Here is a 14,812-nt window from a genome sequence, read left to right as displayed (position 1 = left end):
CTGCGCCGCTACCGCCGCGAACTGCGCGACCGCTGGCTGGCCGTGCGGCTGGGCCTTGTCGGCCGCCAGCATCAATATGGCGAGATCGTCTCGCTGCGCCGGCTCATTGCGCATTTCGGCATCGATTGCGTGATCGATGTCGGCGCCAATGCCGGGCAATATGCCACCATGTTGCGCAAGGATGTCGGCTTTCGCGGCACGATCCTCTCGTTCGAGCCGCACCCCGAGGTTTGCGCGAAGCTGGTGGAGATCGCCGGCAAGGATGCACGGTGGCACGTCCACAATATCGCCCTGTCGGATCGGGATGGCGAGGCGACCTTCCACCTGATGGCGGCCGACCAGTTCAGCTCGCTCAATGCCCCTCAGGATGGCCTTGAGCAGATTTTCGCCGAGCGCAATAAGGTCACGCGCACCGTGCATGTGCCCTGCGCCCGGCTCGATACGCTGCTGCCCGATCTGGAGCCGGCGCGCGATGCTAAGGCGATTCTGCTCAAGATGGATACGCAGGGGCATGACGCGCAGGTCTGGTCCGGGGCCAGCGCGGTCGCCGCGCGCATCACCGCCGCGCAGACCGAATTGTCGGTGCGCCCGCTCTACGATGGCGCGACCGACTATCGCACGATGATCGCGCTTCTGGAGCGCGGTGGCTTCGTGCCCAATGCGGTGTTCGCCAACAACAAGGGCCATTTCCCGCTGCTGGTGGAAATGGACGGCCTGTTCATTCGCGCAGATCTGGCGCGTGAGGGCAATGTCCCGATCGTCTGATCCGGCGCACGGGCGCCCGCTGGCTCTCGCAACGGCGCTGGTGGCGGGCGGACTGCTGTCCCTCGCGCTCAGCTGGGGCACCTGGATGTGGCATTTGCGCGGCCAGTATGGCCGGACCATTTCCGAATATCTGTTCGCCCGGCAGGATATGTGGATGCTGGACGCGCAGGCGTTTGGCCTTTTGGTCGCGGGTTTTATCGTCGGCCTCCGGGCGCGGGGCGGTCGGCTGGCTGACCAGCACGCAAGTGGCGGCACCTTCGCCGGGAGGGCGCTGGTTCCCGTCGGCATCCTCATCATTGTCCTGCTCGCCTGGCTAGGGCGAACCTGGGTCTTCCATGGCTACAGCGTTTCGCGCGATGAGGTGATGGTCGAGCTGACGGCGGGCGCGCTCGCCCATGGCATGATCGGCTGGCCGATTCCCGAAGCCTGGAACGCCGTCCGCCATGCGATGCAGCCGGAATTCTACAGTCCCTACGGTTCGGATACGCATTGGACCTCGATCTATCTGCCGGTCCATGCCGCAATCCGCAGCCTGTTTCAGCGGGTCGGGCTGGCTGATCTCGCCGCCCCGCTGACCCTCGGCGCGGGCCTCGTCGCGCTCTGGCATATCACGCGGCACCTCAACCCGGATCGGCGCGATGCTGCGCTGGTGACGATGGTTATGGCGCTCACCTCCGCGCAATTGCTCGTCACCGCCATGACGCCTTATGCGATGACGAGCCATTTCGCGTTCAACATGATCTGGCTGGCGCTGGTGTTGCGTGGCGGGGCGCTGGGGCATGGACTGGCGGCATTGGTCGCAGTTCTGGCCGCGGGGCTGCATCAGTGGCACTTCCCGCTGCTGTTTATCGCGCCGTTCATCCTGTGGATGGCGGCCAATCGCCGCTGGCGTCCGGCGCTGTTCCATATCTGTGTCGCGCTCGCTCTGATGGTGATCTGGGCCCGGCTCTGGCCGATGGCGCTGGCCGAGCTGGTCGGCCCGGCACCGCCAAGCGATGTCCACCGCACCAACAGCATCGTCGACAAGCTGATCAGCCTCTTCGGTCGGCTCGATAATCTCCAGCCGCTGCTGAACATTTCGCGGCTGATGGCCTGGAACAATCTGCTGCTCCTGCCGCTCGCCGGCTTGGCAGTGTTCGGCGTGCGCTGGCGGAGTGTGTGGCGTGACGTGCCGGTGACTGTACCGCTGCTGCTGGGCGTGGTCGCCGGGCTGGGGCTGGCGCTCTATCAGGGCTATGGCTGGGGCTTCCGATACATGCACGGGCAGATCGGTGCGCTCTGCCTCCTCGCCGGGCTGGGCTGGCGCGCTGTCGTGCCGCGCGATGCGCGCCATGGCCGGGTGCTGCTGGTGGCCGGTGCTCTGTTCGCGCTGCTGGGCACGCTATGGCAGGCGCGCGATACGGAGCGCTATGTGCGGGGCTATGCCAAGACCATGGCGGCCATTCGCGCGTCCGATGCCGATGTGGTGCTGGTCGATATTCGCGGTGGCTATTTCATGACCGACCTTGTGCGCTTCGGTGCAGATGGCGCGCCCGGCAAGCCGGCAGTGATGGCGCTGCAAATGCTGAAGGGCGCCGATCTGGCGGCCCTGTGCGCACGCTATGATGTGGCGGTGATGGATTTTCGGCAGTTCCAGCCGCTCGGCGTCTATCCGCTCTCGCCGATCTTCAAGGGTTATGACGGGATCGTGGCGCGCCGCGCCTATCTCCAGCGCATCGGCTGTGACCGGCCGGTGATCGCGTCACCGGCCGGATAGTCTCAGCGCTTACTTGGTGAAGCCGGCGACGATCTCGAGCTTAACCTCGTCACCCACCATCGGCAGGCCGTAAGCAATGCCAAAGTCGCTCCGCTTGATCGAGCCGGTGGCGGTGAAGCCGACATTCTCCTTGTTGCCCATGCCCATGCCGGCACCATAGAAGCGCGCGTCGAGCGTGACCGGCTTGGTCACGCCGTTCAGCGTGAAGTTGCCGGTGATCTTGGCAGCCTGACCGTCCACGACGACGCTGGTCGAGACGAAGCGGGCGTCGGCGGGCGTCGGGCCGAAGAAGTCGGCAGCCTTGCCGTCCTTGCCGGCGCGCAGCAAGTGAGCCGTCAGGCCCGCGCTGGCAGTGGTGACCTTGGAGACGGGAATGGTCACATCCACCTTGGCCGCCGAAGGGTTTTTGGGGTCGAGCTGGAGCGTGCCGGTGATGTCCCCGAAAATGCCGAAATAGGGCGTGAAGCCCAGATGATCGACCTCCCACTTCACCAGCGTGTGGCCGGGATCGGCGGTATAGGTGCCGCCGGAAATCGCGGCGGGGTCCGGCTTGCCGGGCTGTGCGACCAGCCCGCCGGTGATGCCGGCAAGAAGAAGAGCGGGAAGGGCAGCGTGAATGAGGCGCATATCTGTGTCTCCTGATCGTCTGCGAGGGGGATTGAGAACGATACGCCTTAGCATAGCGTGCCGCTCGCCGCTGTCATCAGGGGAATGCAAGGGTGCGGCGCGGAGCGCGCCGGATTTACATCAGCGCATCGGCGAGCAGTTTCACGCCCAGCAGGATCATCAGGACATAGATCAGCACATAGAAGCGCTCCGGATCGACCTTGCGGACCAGCTTCACGCCCAGCATCGTGGAGATGAGGGCGAGGGGGATCAGCGCAGCGGTTGCGAGCAGATTGGCGTGGGTGAACTGGCCGAGCGCGGCATAGGCCGGCACCTTGATCCAGTTCATCACCGCAAAGGCGATGGCGGTTGTGCCGACGAGCGTATCGCGCGGCAGCTTGCGCGGTAGCACCCACATCTGGAAGGGCGGCGAACCGGCATGGGCGACGTGGCTGGTGAAGCCCGATGCGACGCCGAACAGCACGCCCAGCCATGCCGGGGAATTGGAGGGCAGGGTGATCGCATGGCCTCGCTCGACCCACAGGCGCTGCAGCCCGAACAGGATCGAGATCGCGCCGAGTACGCCCAGCACCACATCCGCCGAGACCTGCGCGGAGAAGAAATAGCCCAGCGCCACGCCAATGGTCATGCCGGGGATCATCACCGCGAGCACATGCCCATCCCAGGTGCGGCGGAACGCCCAGACGCCCACCACGTCCTGCACGATCAGGATCGGCAGCAGGATAGCCGCGGCGCGCACCGGATCGATGGCGAGCGCAAGAATGGGCATGGCCAGCGAGCCCGCACCGGAAAAGCCACCCTTGGCAAGGCCGGAAATCACCACGGCGACCACCGCGCACAGAATGTAGAGGGGATCGAGTGGCATGGGGATCGAGACCTCGGGCTTCGCGGCCCGGCAGGCGCGATGTGATCTGGCATAGCGCCTCGGTCGCCGCTCGACGCAAGTTTTTTCGCATCGCCCTCTTGAAACCTGCCGGGATATCTCCAAAATGCGGGCTGCGGACCGGGCCCCTCTGGCGCAGCGCTCAAAAAAATGAGCGCGTCGCGATGTCGGACCGCATCGGGTGATACCGGTGCAGGTTCGGCTTTTCAGGCTCAGGCATCCAGTCATCCGATCACGTGCAAAGCACTTTGGAGGATGACGTTCATGAATATCTTCACGTTCAATTTGATGGTCCTGCTGCAGCGCGTCGATGATGCGCTGTCCAGTGAACGCTGCAAGGCGCGGCCCGATGGGCGCCTCGTCGCGCGCTTGCGTCTGCGCCGCGACGTGCTGATGAGCCGCTTGCGCCGGTCGCTGGCCGGTCCCCGGGCACTGGGGGCCTAACGCATGGAAGTTCTGGATATTCTCTGGCTCGGCAAGCCGGCGTGGATGTGGCTCATGTTCATGGGCCTTGTGCTGGCCCTGCTGGTCTTCGATCTGGGCGTGCTGCACAAGGAGGAGAAGGAAATCGGCGTGCGCGAGAGCCTCGCCATGTCCGCCTTCTACATCACGCTTGGTCTGGCCTTCGGCGGCTGGATCTGGTGGCAGCTTGGGCCGACGGCGGGCCTGAATTACGTCACGGGCTTCGTGGTCGAGAAGAGCCTGGCGATGGACAATGTCTTCGTCATCGCGATGATCTTCACCTATTTCGGCATTCCGCGCCTGTACCAGCACCGCGTGCTGTTCTGGGGCATTCTCGGCGTCATCGTGCTGCGCGCGCTCATGATCGGCTTCGGTGCCGCGGCCGTTCAGCGCTGGGATTGGGTGCTGTATGTCTTCGCCGCCTTCCTCATCTTCACCGGCATCAAGATGTGGCGCAATGCAGAAGCCGAGTATGAGGTCGGCAAATCGCCCGTGCTCCGGTGGATCAAGCGCCGCTTCCGGGTGACGGAGGAGCTGCATGGCCATCATTTCTGGGTGAAGCTGCCTGATGGTGCGACAGGGCGGACGGTCCGTTACATGACGCCGCTGTTCCTGGCGCTGCTGATGGTCGAGTTCGTCGACGTGGTGTTCGCGGTAGACTCGGTCCCGGCGATCTTCGCCATCACCACCGATCCGTTTATCGTCTACACCTCGAACATCTTCGCCATTCTGGGCCTGCGCGCGCTGTATTTCGCCCTGGCGGCGATGGTGCATCGCTTCCATTACCTCAAATATGCGCTCAGCCTGTTGCTGGTGTTCATCGGCTCCAAGATCGTCTTGGCCGATGCGCTCGGCATCGCCAAGATCCCGCCGGTGGTGTCGCTCAGCGTCACCTTCGTCATTCTGGCGGGCGGCGTGTTCTACTCCTTGTGGAAGACGCGCGGCGAGCCGGCGGTGGTGCCCAATCCGAGCATTACGAACGCGTGATGCGAACCAAAAAAAACGCCTCTCCGCATGACGGGGAGGCGTTTTTGGTCTTATACCCCCTCAGCGCACGCCTACATGAGAGCCATGACGCTACTGCCGAGATCAGGTCCGTTACCGGAAGACTTCACCGTGCCGGACCTGTTGGCACCGGGCTTGCGGCTGGTCTTCTGCGGAACGGCGCTCGGACGCCAGTCTGCACAGGCGCGCGCTTATTATGCCAATCCGACCAATTTGTTCTGGCGCACGCTGCACGAGGTCGGGCTGACGCCGGAGCGGTTCTCGCCGGGCGATTATCCGCGATTGCTGGATCTGGGCATCGGCCTTACCGATCTCGCCAAGGGCCATTTTGGCAATGATGCCGAGCTTCCGGCCGACGCGCTGGATGGGGCGGTGCTGCGCCAAAAAATGCTGCGCTATCAGCCCGCAGTCCTCGCCTTCACCAGCAAGACCGGCGCCAGCCGTCTGCTCGATCGCCCGACGGGCCGGATCGCGCTGGGCGAACAGAGTGAGCGCATTGGGACGACGCGGCTGTTCGTGCTGCCTTCGCCATCCGGTTCGGCGCGGCGTTACTGGGACATCGCCCCATGGCAGGCGCTGGGCGATCTGGTGAACGGCAGCGCGTAACAGAAAGGGCGGCGAACCAACGGTCCGCCGCCCCATATCTGGACTATACCGGAAAAGGCTCAGTTCTTGGCCTGATCCACCAGCTTGTTGGCGCCGATCCAGGGCATCATGGCGCGCAGCTGGGCGCCGGTCTGCTCGATCGGGTGGGCGGCAGCGGCCTTGCGGCTGGCCTTCAGCTCCGGCTGGCCGGCGCGGTTGTCGAGCACGAAGTTCTTGACGAAGCGGCCGGACTGGATGTCCTCCAGTACCTTCTTCATCTCCCACTTGGTCTCTTCGGTGATGATGCGCGGACCGGTGGTGATGTCGCCATATTCGGCGGTGTTCGAGATCGAGTAGCGCATGTTGGCGATGCCGCCCTCATACATCAGGTCGACGATGAGCTTCACCTCGTGGAGGCACTCGAAATAGGCCATCTCCGGCGCGTAACCGGCTTCCACCAGCGTCTCGAAACCGGCCTGGATCAGGTGGGTCAAGCCACCGCACAGAACAGCCTGCTCGCCGAACAGGTCGGTCTCGCACTCTTCCTTGAAGTTGGTCTCGATGATGCCCGAGCGACCGCCACCGACGCCCGAGGCGTAGGAGAGGGCGATGTCATGGGCATTGCCGGTCGCGTCCTGATGAACGGCGATGAGGCACGGCACGCCGCCGCCCTTCACATATTCGCCGCGCACGGTGTGGCCCGGGCCCTTCGGCGCGATCATGATCACGTCGACATCTGCCGGCGGCTCGATGAGGCCGAAGTGGACGTTGAGACCGTGGGCGAACGCCAGCGCGGCGCCGGGACGGAGATTGCCCTTGATGTCATTCTCGTAGATCGCGGCCTGATGCTCGTCCGGCGCGAGGATCATCAGCACGTCGGCCCACTTGGCAGCATCCGCATTTGCGAGCACCTTGAAGCCGGCGCCTTCTGCCTTGGTAGCCGAGGGCGAGCCGGGACGCAGCGCGATCGCGACTTCAGCAACGCCCGAATCGCGCAGGTTTTGCGCATGGGCATGGCCCTGGCTGCCATAGCCGAGGATGGCGACCTTCTTGCCCTTGATGAGGCCGATATCGGCATCGCGATCGTAATAAACACGCATTTCCCAGAACCCTTCTCTTTCAGTTCGTCGGGCCGACCTGTGTCGGCATCCATGTAAAAATCTCGTGTCGGCCCCCGCCGGCGGACCGCTCCTGCACCTTTCAGCCGGCAAAGCCAAGCCGGTGTCGCGGTTTTCTGCGGGGTGGACTGGCTAAATTCAGGCGGCGGCGCCCCGCAGCATCCCGACAACGCCGGTGCGGCCCACTTCAACGAGCCCCAGCTCGCGCATCAGGCCGACGAACGTATCGACCTTGTTGCTCGGCCCGGTGATCTCGAAGACGAAGCTCTCCAGCGTGGTATCGACCACCTTGGCGCGGAACACGTCCGCCAGCCGCAGCGCCTCGATGCGCGCCTCGCCCGTGCCGGCGACCTTCACTAGCGCCAGTTCGCGCTCCACGAAGGGGCCGATTTCGGTGAGGTCGGTCACCTTGTGCACCGGCACAAGTCGCTCCAGCTGGGCAATGATCTGGTCGATCACGCGCGGCGGGCCATTGGTCACGATGGTGATGCGGCTGACCTTGTGGTCCGCGCTCACGTCCGCGACGGTCAGGCTCTCGATATTGTAGCCGCGTGCCGAAAACAGACCCGCGATCCGCGCGAGAATGCCTGCCTCGTTGGTGACCGTGACGGACAGCACATGGCGTTCGCTGTCCTCCTGGCGGATGTGCATCACTCTTCGTCCTCGTCAAGAAATCGCAATGGGTTCAAAATCAGGTCGGTCAGAGACCGGTTGGATTGTCTGGCGTCCCGGCCGGGCCGTCACTGGCTGGCGGCGCGACCGAGAGCATGCCCGTCATCGCATAATGCCAGCCCTCGGGCGTGCGGTGGGCAATGCGCACCGGTTCGCCCAGCATCGCATCGAACACCCGGCGCAGCGGCTCTCCAACATAGCGGGGCGACACCAGAACGCTGTCATAATCCTGCTCGTTGAATTGAAACCGGCTTTCCAGTTCGATCACCCACTCGCCCGCATCCTCGTCGCCATGGTCGCGCGTCGTGCCGAACAGGTCGGCACTCTCATTGTGCCGCTCGAAATCGAACGGCTCGCTGACATGGAGGCGAAGGCGGACGGGCTGGGTCATCAGACCAGTGCCCTGGCCTCGTCGTCCATCGTCCCGGAGACCTGGCTGGGGTCGAGCAGCATATCGGTATGCGCCGCACCAGACGGGATCATCGGGAAGCAGTTGGAGAGCTTGGCCACCCGGCAATCGACAATGACCGGGCCCGGCGTGTCGATCATCCGACGGATGCCGGGGATCAGCTCGTCCATCGTCTCGATGCGAATGCCGGTCGCGCCATAAGCTTCGGCCAGCTTCACGAAATCGGGCAGGCTGTCCGAATAGCTGTGCGAATAGCGGCTCTCATAAGTGAGTTCCTGCCACTGGCGGACCATGCCCATATATTCGTTGTTCAAAATGAAGATCTTGACCGGCAGGCGATACTGGATCGCCGTGCCAAGCTCCTGGATGTTCATCTGGATCGAGGCATCGCCGGCCACGTCGATCACCAGCGAATCGGGGTTGCCGAGCTGGGCGCCGATCGCGGCGGGGAAGCCATAACCCATGGTGCCGAGCCCGCCTGAGGTGAGCCACTTGTTCGGCTCCTCGAAATGGTAGTGCTGGGCCGCCCACATCTGGTGCTGGCCGACTTCGGTCGTGATGATCGTGTCGCGGTCGCGGGTCGCGTTATAGAGCTCGGCGATGGCCCGCTGCGGCATGATCTCCTCGCCGGTCTCGACATAATCGAGGCTCTTGCGTGCGCGCCACTCGTCGATCTGCGACCACCAGCCGCTATAATCGGGCTTCTTGAACCCGCGCGCCTTGAGGCCAGCGATGATCGCCTCGATCGCGCGGCCGACATCGGCAACGACGGGCACGTCCACCGGCACGATCTTGTTGATCGAGCCGCGGTCGATATCGACATGGATCTTCTTGCTGAGCGGGGCGAACGCATCCAGCCGGCCGGTCACGCGGTCATCGAACCGCGAACCCAGCGCCAGAATGAGATCAGCCTTGTTCATCGCGAAATTGGCTTCGTAGGTACCGTGCATCCCCAGCATGCCCAGCCATTGCGACGAGGCGGCGGGGTAGGCGCCCAGGCCCATCAGCGTCGAGGTAACCGGTGCGCCGAGCATGTCGGCCAGCGCGCGCAGCGCTTCGCTGGCCGCGGGGCCGGAATTGATGACGCCGCCGCCCGTATAGAGGACCGGCTGCTTGGCATCGAGAATGAGCGTAATGGCCTTGTCGATCATCTCCGCGTCCGGCTCGGTTTGCGGCCGGTAGCTGGGATGGGCGTTCAGCGAGGGCTTTTCATAGGCGGCGGTGGCAACCTGCACGTCCTTGGGAATATCGATCACGACCGGACCGGGGCGGCCGGAGGTCGCGATGTGGAACGCCTCGTGCACCGTCGCGGCCAGATCGGCCGGGCTCTTCACCAGATAATTATGCTTAGTGCAGTGGCGCGTGAGGCCGACCGTATCGGCTTCCTGAAACGCGTCCGTGCCGATCAGCGTCGTCGGCACCTGCCCGGTGATGACGACCATCGGGATGGAATCCATCAGCGCATCGGTGATGCCGGTGATCGCGTTGGTCGCGCCGGGGCCGGATGTGACGAGCACGACGCCGGGCTTGCCGGTCGAACGGGCATAGCCCTCGGCGGCGTGGGCCGCAGCCTGCTCGTGGCGGACGAGAATGTGCTGGATCTTCGGGTGATCGTAGATCGTATCATAGATCGGCAGCACCGCGCCGCCAGGATAGCCGAACACGGTGTCGACCCCCAGATCGAGCAGGCATTGAACCAGAATGTCGGCGCCGCTTCTCTCGGCCACGGGAAACTCCTTGAAAACCATTAGCAGCGCCCTTGGTCGAAAGGAGCTGCCCTGACAAGGTTGGTGCCTCTATGGATTATAAAATGCCGTGTCAAATCAATATTGAGTAATAAAATTACAATAACGGAAAAATTTGCAACATTTTATTGGACGGGCATGCTCTCGCCAGCGGCCCAAATGGAAACGGCGCCGACCGAAGTCAGCGCCGTTCCAGCTTTTCAAGGATGATGAAGATCGTGGCCGTCAGGCGAAGGCGACGGTCTTCGCGCGGCGACGCATCGCCAGACCGGTCAGGCCCAGGCCCATGATCATCATCGCCCAGGTGGAAGGCTCGGGCACGGGCACCAGATTGAGGTTGCCGTTGAAGGTGCCGAGGTGGATCTCGCCGCCATTGCCATCAGTATAGCGCCCGACCACGACCGAACCTTCGATCGGGGTGTGGATCAGCAGGCTGGCGCTGGGCGCCAGGACCGAGCCATAAAAAATGTTGCCGGAGAAGTTGAGCGTCTCTGCGTTCACGAAGTTCCAGATGACCTGCTGGTTGTTCGCCTGATTTGCGCCGTTGGAGTTGAAGCCTAGGTTCACATCGGTGCCGAACACATTGATGATGACCGGCGTCGTGCCCGAGAAGTTGTACTTCAGGCTGTTGATCGAGGCGAAGTCGGCCGCATTGAAGGAGAACAGCGCATAGCCGGCGCCATTGTCCACGGCGTTCAGCGTCATGGCCGTGCCGGTGATGTCGAAGCCGCTCGGATTGCTCGCCATGTTGAGCGAGGCGAGCGCGGTCGAGAGCGCGCGCACATCGTCGGAGACCTTGGTCACCGTCGCCGTGATGGGTGCCGAGACCGAGGCCGCATAGCCGGAATTGCCGGAGGCGAGATTGAAGTTGCGCGTGCCGCCGTTGAAATTGCCCGAGGCCGTGCCGCCGACATTCAGCGTGCCGCCACTCTGGTTGATCGTCCCGCCGGAGAAGCTGCCGCCGATCGTATAGACGTCGCCATTGCCGATGTTGGGATTGCTGCCCGTGAAGTTGCCGCCGACCGTCACGGTGCGGGGGGTCGAGTTCATCGTCAGCCAGCTGTTGCTGACATTGCCCGCGACCGAGGCGCTGCCGCCGCTGGCGATGGTGCCGACGCCGCCATTGGATCCGTTATGCACCTTGATATCGGCATTTGAGATATTGCCGCCTACTGTCAGAACGGGAATACCGGCATTCTTTGTCTGGCCTTGGCTCGAATTGCCGATGCCTACTTGGCTCGCGCCGGTCAGGTTGCCGCCGACCAGCATCTTGCCCTCGACATCATGCTTCAGGTTCACGTCACCCAGCACGATGAGATTATAGTTCTTGAGCGCTTCAAGGCCCGCAGCGGCATCGCCGGACGCGAGGGCGGGGGCGCTGGCAAACGCGGCGAGGCCGAGCGCGATGGCAAGGGACGAACGCTTGAGCATGAAACAGGTCTCCGTCGGTGCGGGATAGCGAAAGATGAACGGCCTTTATACCATTTGTCAGAGCGTTGAAGCGTTCATCTTGCACGTCGAAAGCCGTGTCCGGTTTTGGTACAGACGAGCAGGTGGCCGTTAATGGCCCTCCGGCGCGATGCTGCTGAAGTCTTCGATGGTCACCTCAGCCTGCGGATCGATGGTCGTCCAGCCGGCTTGCCGGCCCCGAGCCCATGTCCGCTGCCGCTTCTGGTAGGCAATGGTCTGCTGGAGGATGGCTGCCCGTGCTGTCGCCCGGTCGATTTCGCCCGCCAGCATCGCGGCGAGTTCGCGAACGCCGAGTGCGCGCAGCACCGGTCGATCAGGCGGAATGTCCCGGCGAACGAGCGCTTCGACCTCCTCGATGGCGCCATGCGCCAGCATGAGATCCAGCCGTTGCTCGGCGCGTTCGGCGAGCACCTCGCGCGGGAGCATCACCACCGCACCGTGAATGCGCATGTGTCCCGCAAGGCCGCCTTCGCGCCGGGCCTGCCATTGGGGGAGCGGCGTCCCGGTCGAGCGGACCACCTCCAGCGCCCGCGCGACGCGCGAGGTATCCGCCGGATTGAGCCGCCCTGCACTGACTGGGTCTTCCAGTTCCAGCGCGGCATAGCTTTGTGCCACCGGCAGCGCGCGCACGGCATCGCGAATCGCGGGGTCGATCGCCGGCACCGGTGCGATGCCATGCAGCAGCGTGTGCAGATAAAGCCCGGTGCCGCCCACGAGAATGGCCGGAACACCCTTTGCATGGGCGGCATCGATTTCTGCCTTGGCCTCCTGCGCCCAGCGCGCGGCTGAGCAATCTTCCATGCCGTCGATATGGCCAAAGAGGCGGTGCGGGGCCTGGGCGAGATCTTCCTCGGGCGGGCGGGCGGTCAGCACATTCAGGTCCGCATAGACCTGGCTGGCATCGGCATTGATGATGATGCCGCCCGTCGCCCGCGCGAGCCGCATCGCGACTGCGCTCTTGCCGCTGGCGGTCGGCCCGGCAATAAGCGCGACCGGCGGCCGCTCCCGGTCGCGTATTTCGGGCAGGGAATCAGGATCAGGCATGGCTGGCGGCATTTCGGACGGACGGGACATGATTGCGACCTTAGTCGCGCATGACGGACTTGGGCAGGGGGACGTGACCGCCGCGCGCGATGCGCTGGCGCAGGCGGGTCTCGATGTCGCCGCGCCGGTCTGGATCGAGGCGGGTGAGGCTGTCGACCTGCCCTTCGCCGGTGACCGGGCCGTTGCGCGCGCGGCGCTGGAAGCGCTGGCGCCGCCCGCCGACCTTTTCGTGCTCGCGGCGGCCAATCGCGACTGCCGTCTGTTCGTGGCGGATATGGATTCGACGATGATCACCGTCGAGTGCATCGACGAGCTGGCCGATTATGCCGGCCTCAAGGAAGAAATCGCGGCGGTGACAGAGCGGGCGATGCGCGGGGAACTGGATTTCGCGCAGGCGCTGACCGGCCGTGTCGCGCTGCTCAAGGGGCTCGATGCGACGATGATCGATCGCTGCCGTGCCGAGCGGGTGCGGCTGATGCCCGGCGCGCGGGCGCTGGTGCAGACCCTGCGGTCACGCGGCGCGCGCACGATCCTGGTGTCCGGCGGCTTCGTGCCATTTGCCCAGCCGGTGGCGCAGGAGATCGGGTTCGATGTCGCCATTGCCAACACCCTGCACATCGCGGACGGCAAGCTTGCCGGCACGGTCGGCGAACCGATTGTCGATGCCGCACGCAAGCGCGCCGAACTGCTCGGAGCGGCGGAGCAGGGCGGATTGTCGCCCGCGCAGTCCATCGCCATTGGCGACGGCGCGAACGATATTCCGATGATCGAGGCGGCCGGGCTAGGCGTTGCCTATCATGCCAAGCCCAAGACGCGCGCCGCTGCCGATGCCGCCATCGAGCGGGGTGACCTCAGCGTCCTGCTGCATGCCCTGGGCATCGCTCGGGCGCAGTGGGTGACGGGCTAGCCGGGTCGCGGCCTATGCAGGCCGGGCAGCGCACTTAACCGAATCTTAGAAGGAAGCGTGAGATTTCCTTGCCCGATCCATGATCGAGCGGGGGAATGTCGTGCGGATATTGGCGCTAGCATCTCAGAAGGGCGGTTCGGGAAAGACCACGCTGTCTGGCCATCTTGCGGTTCAGGCGCAGCGCGCTGGCGCGGGGCCGGTCGTCCTTATCGATATCGATCCGCAGGGTTCGCTCTCCGATTGGTGGAACGAGCGCAGCGACGATTACCCCGCCTTTGCCCAGACAAGCGTCGCGCGTCTCGCCGGCGATCTTGAGGCGCTGCGTCAGCAGGGGTTCAAGCTGGCGGTCATCGATACGCCGCCGGCGATCACCATGGCCATTCAGAGCGTCATCGGCGTCGCCGAGCTGATCGTGGTGCCGACCCGGCCCAGCCCGCACGATCTGCGTGCCGTGGGCGCGACGGTCGACCTGTGCGAACGCGCCGGCAAGCCGCTTATCTTCGTGGTCAATGCGGCAACGCCGCGGGCGCGCATCACCTCGGAAGCCGCGATTGCGCTGTCGCAGCACGGCACGGTGGCACCGGTCACCATTCACCAGCGCACCGATTTTGCGTCCTCGATGATCGATGGGCGCACGGTGATGGACTTCGATCCCAAGGGGCGCTCGGCGCAGGAAGTCGAGCAGCTCTGGAGCTATGTGGCCGATCGGCTCGAGCGGAATTTCCGGCGGACGGTGTTCTCGCCCACGCATGTCGCAGCGGCGATGTCGCGCCAGACGGGCTTCGGTCGTCGGGTGGTGCAGGGATGAATCGCGATAATTCCATGACCGAGCCGCGCTCTGCGGCATCGCTGACGGCGAGCCTGCTCGCGCGGCGGGGCACTGCGCGCCCGGCCATGCGTCGCCCGGCGCTGCCGGGTCTCTCGACCGCCCCGACCCTCCATGATGACCTTGGCTGGAATGACATGGGGGAGGGCTCTACCCATCACATGACAGCGCCGGTCACCGGGACGGAGGCTGCGGTGCCGATCAACGCCAATGTGTCCGTGGCTGAAAGCAACCCGGCGCCGGTCTCCCCGGCCAAGCAGCAGATGCTGGCCCTCGCCGAGCAAATCAGCCTGCGCGTCACGTCGCCGAAGGTTCCGTCCAAGCGCCCGGCCAGTCTGGCGGGCGTCGGGCGCAAGGCGGCGTTCACGCTGCGGCTCGATAGCGAGAGGCACCTGCGCCTGCGCTTGCTGAGCGCGGTCTCGAAGCGCTCCGCCCAGCAGCTTCTCATCGAGGCGCTGGACCGGATGATTGCTGCCGACGCGCATGTGCAGGCGCTCGCCGAAGAGATTGAATCCAGTTCGGGACTGGAGGCGTGAGG

The 14,812-nt window shown here is 64.6% G+C and carries 16 protein-coding genes; 8 read left to right on the top strand and 8 right to left on the bottom strand.

The genetic code is table 11. The features are described from left to right. Together M2339_RS08115 and M2339_RS08110 are read left to right on the top strand one after the other, a co-directional pair. On the top strand, positions 1–765 hold the full coding sequence (locus tag M2339_RS08115) for an FkbM family methyltransferase (protein WP_264586001.1): 765 nt from the start codon (positions 1–3) through the stop codon (positions 763–765). Further along, entirely contained in the window at positions 749–2,521 is a 1,773-nt protein-coding gene (locus tag M2339_RS08110) for an MFS transporter (protein ID WP_264586959.1), read from the top strand. Before M2339_RS08115 ends, M2339_RS08110 begins: the two co-directional genes overlap by 17 nt. A 9-nt stretch (positions 2,522–2,530) precedes the next feature. Here M2339_RS08110 and M2339_RS08105 read toward each other — a convergent pair whose 3' ends face one another. Both M2339_RS08105 and M2339_RS08100 read right to left on the bottom strand, forming a co-directional pair. Then, entirely contained in the window at positions 2,531–3,148 is a 618-nt protein-coding gene (locus M2339_RS08105; protein WP_181559284.1) for a YceI family protein, read from the bottom strand. A 115-nt stretch (positions 3,149–3,263) separates the two neighbouring features. Beyond that, the gene (locus M2339_RS08100) at positions 3,264–4,013 is read right to left on the bottom strand and encodes a sulfite exporter TauE/SafE family protein (RefSeq protein WP_181559285.1); all 750 of its coding nucleotides are present in this window, start codon (positions 4,011–4,013) and stop codon (positions 3,264–3,266) included. A 282-nt stretch (positions 4,014–4,295) separates the two neighbouring features. On the opposite strand from M2339_RS08100, the gene M2339_RS08095 reads away from it, so the two are divergent. From M2339_RS08095 to M2339_RS08085, 3 genes are all read left to right on the top strand, one after another. Then, on the top strand, positions 4,296–4,475 hold the full coding sequence (locus M2339_RS08095; RefSeq protein ID WP_264586960.1) for a hypothetical protein: 180 nt from the start codon (positions 4,296–4,298) through the stop codon (positions 4,473–4,475). Positions 4,476–4,478: 3 nt separating this feature from the next. Next, positions 4,479–5,480 (top strand): TerC family protein, encoded by a 1,002-nt coding sequence (locus tag M2339_RS08090; protein ID WP_264586961.1) that lies wholly within the window; start codon positions 4,479–4,481, stop codon positions 5,478–5,480. A gap of 84 nt (positions 5,481–5,564) precedes the next feature. After that, positions 5,565–6,104 carry a mismatch-specific DNA-glycosylase gene (locus tag M2339_RS08085; RefSeq protein ID WP_264586962.1) on the top strand — a complete coding sequence of 180 codons (540 nt, stop codon included), beginning with the start codon at positions 5,565–5,567 and terminating at the stop codon, positions 6,102–6,104. 59 nt (positions 6,105–6,163) lie between these two features. On the opposite strand, the gene ilvC is transcribed toward M2339_RS08085, so the two are convergent. The 6 genes from ilvC to miaA form a co-directional block, all read right to left on the bottom strand. After that, positions 6,164–7,183, bottom strand: a complete 1,020-nt coding sequence (gene ilvC / locus M2339_RS08080) for a ketol-acid reductoisomerase (RefSeq protein WP_181559289.1) — start codon at positions 7,181–7,183, stop codon at positions 6,164–6,166. A 156-nt stretch (positions 7,184–7,339) separates the two neighbouring features. After that, positions 7,340–7,852, bottom strand: coding sequence for an acetolactate synthase small subunit (gene ilvN / locus M2339_RS08075; protein WP_264586963.1), 513 nt, complete (start codon positions 7,850–7,852; stop codon positions 7,340–7,342). A gap of 49 nt (positions 7,853–7,901) precedes the next feature. Continuing rightward, complete coding sequence (locus M2339_RS08070; RefSeq protein ID WP_264584783.1) at positions 7,902–8,264, bottom strand: hypothetical protein; 363 nt, start codon at positions 8,262–8,264, stop codon at positions 7,902–7,904. After that, on the bottom strand, positions 8,264–10,009 hold the full coding sequence (locus M2339_RS08065; RefSeq protein WP_264586964.1) for an acetolactate synthase 3 large subunit: 1,746 nt from the start codon (positions 10,007–10,009) through the stop codon (positions 8,264–8,266). The genes M2339_RS08070 and M2339_RS08065 overlap by 1 nt, the downstream gene beginning before the upstream one ends. Before the next feature lie 243 nt (positions 10,010–10,252). Then, positions 10,253–11,458, bottom strand: coding sequence for a collagen-binding domain-containing protein (locus M2339_RS08060; RefSeq protein ID WP_264572515.1), 1,206 nt, complete (start codon positions 11,456–11,458; stop codon positions 10,253–10,255). Positions 11,459–11,587: 129 nt separating this feature from the next. Beyond that, a complete protein-coding gene (gene miaA, locus M2339_RS08055) occupies positions 11,588–12,541 on the bottom strand; it encodes a tRNA (adenosine(37)-N6)-dimethylallyltransferase MiaA (RefSeq protein WP_264586965.1) in 954 nt (317 codons plus the stop codon). On the opposite strand from miaA, the gene serB reads away from it, so the two are divergent. The 3 genes from serB (at position 12,540) to M2339_RS08040 (ending at position 14,810) form a co-directional block, all read left to right on the top strand. Beyond that, the gene (gene serB / locus M2339_RS08050) at positions 12,540–13,448 is read left to right on the top strand and encodes a phosphoserine phosphatase SerB (RefSeq protein WP_264586966.1); all 909 of its coding nucleotides are present in this window, start codon (positions 12,540–12,542) and stop codon (positions 13,446–13,448) included. The genes miaA and serB overlap by 2 nt on opposite strands. Positions 13,449–13,548: 100 nt before the next feature. Continuing rightward, on the top strand, positions 13,549–14,256 hold the full coding sequence (locus M2339_RS08045) for a ParA family protein (RefSeq protein WP_181561377.1): 708 nt from the start codon (positions 13,549–13,551) through the stop codon (positions 14,254–14,256). 14 nt (positions 14,257–14,270) lie between these two features. After that, positions 14,271–14,810, top strand: a complete 540-nt coding sequence (locus tag M2339_RS08040; RefSeq protein ID WP_264606288.1) for a hypothetical protein — start codon at positions 14,271–14,273, stop codon at positions 14,808–14,810. Positions 14,811–14,812 lie beyond the last annotated feature (2 nt).

The organism is Sphingobium sp. B2D3C (genome assembly GCF_025961835.1).
Taxonomy (GTDB): Bacteria; Pseudomonadota; Alphaproteobacteria; order Sphingomonadales; family Sphingomonadaceae; genus Sphingobium.
The sequence above is the reverse complement of the archived record's forward strand: the minus strand, read 5'-3'. Positions and strand labels throughout refer to the sequence as shown.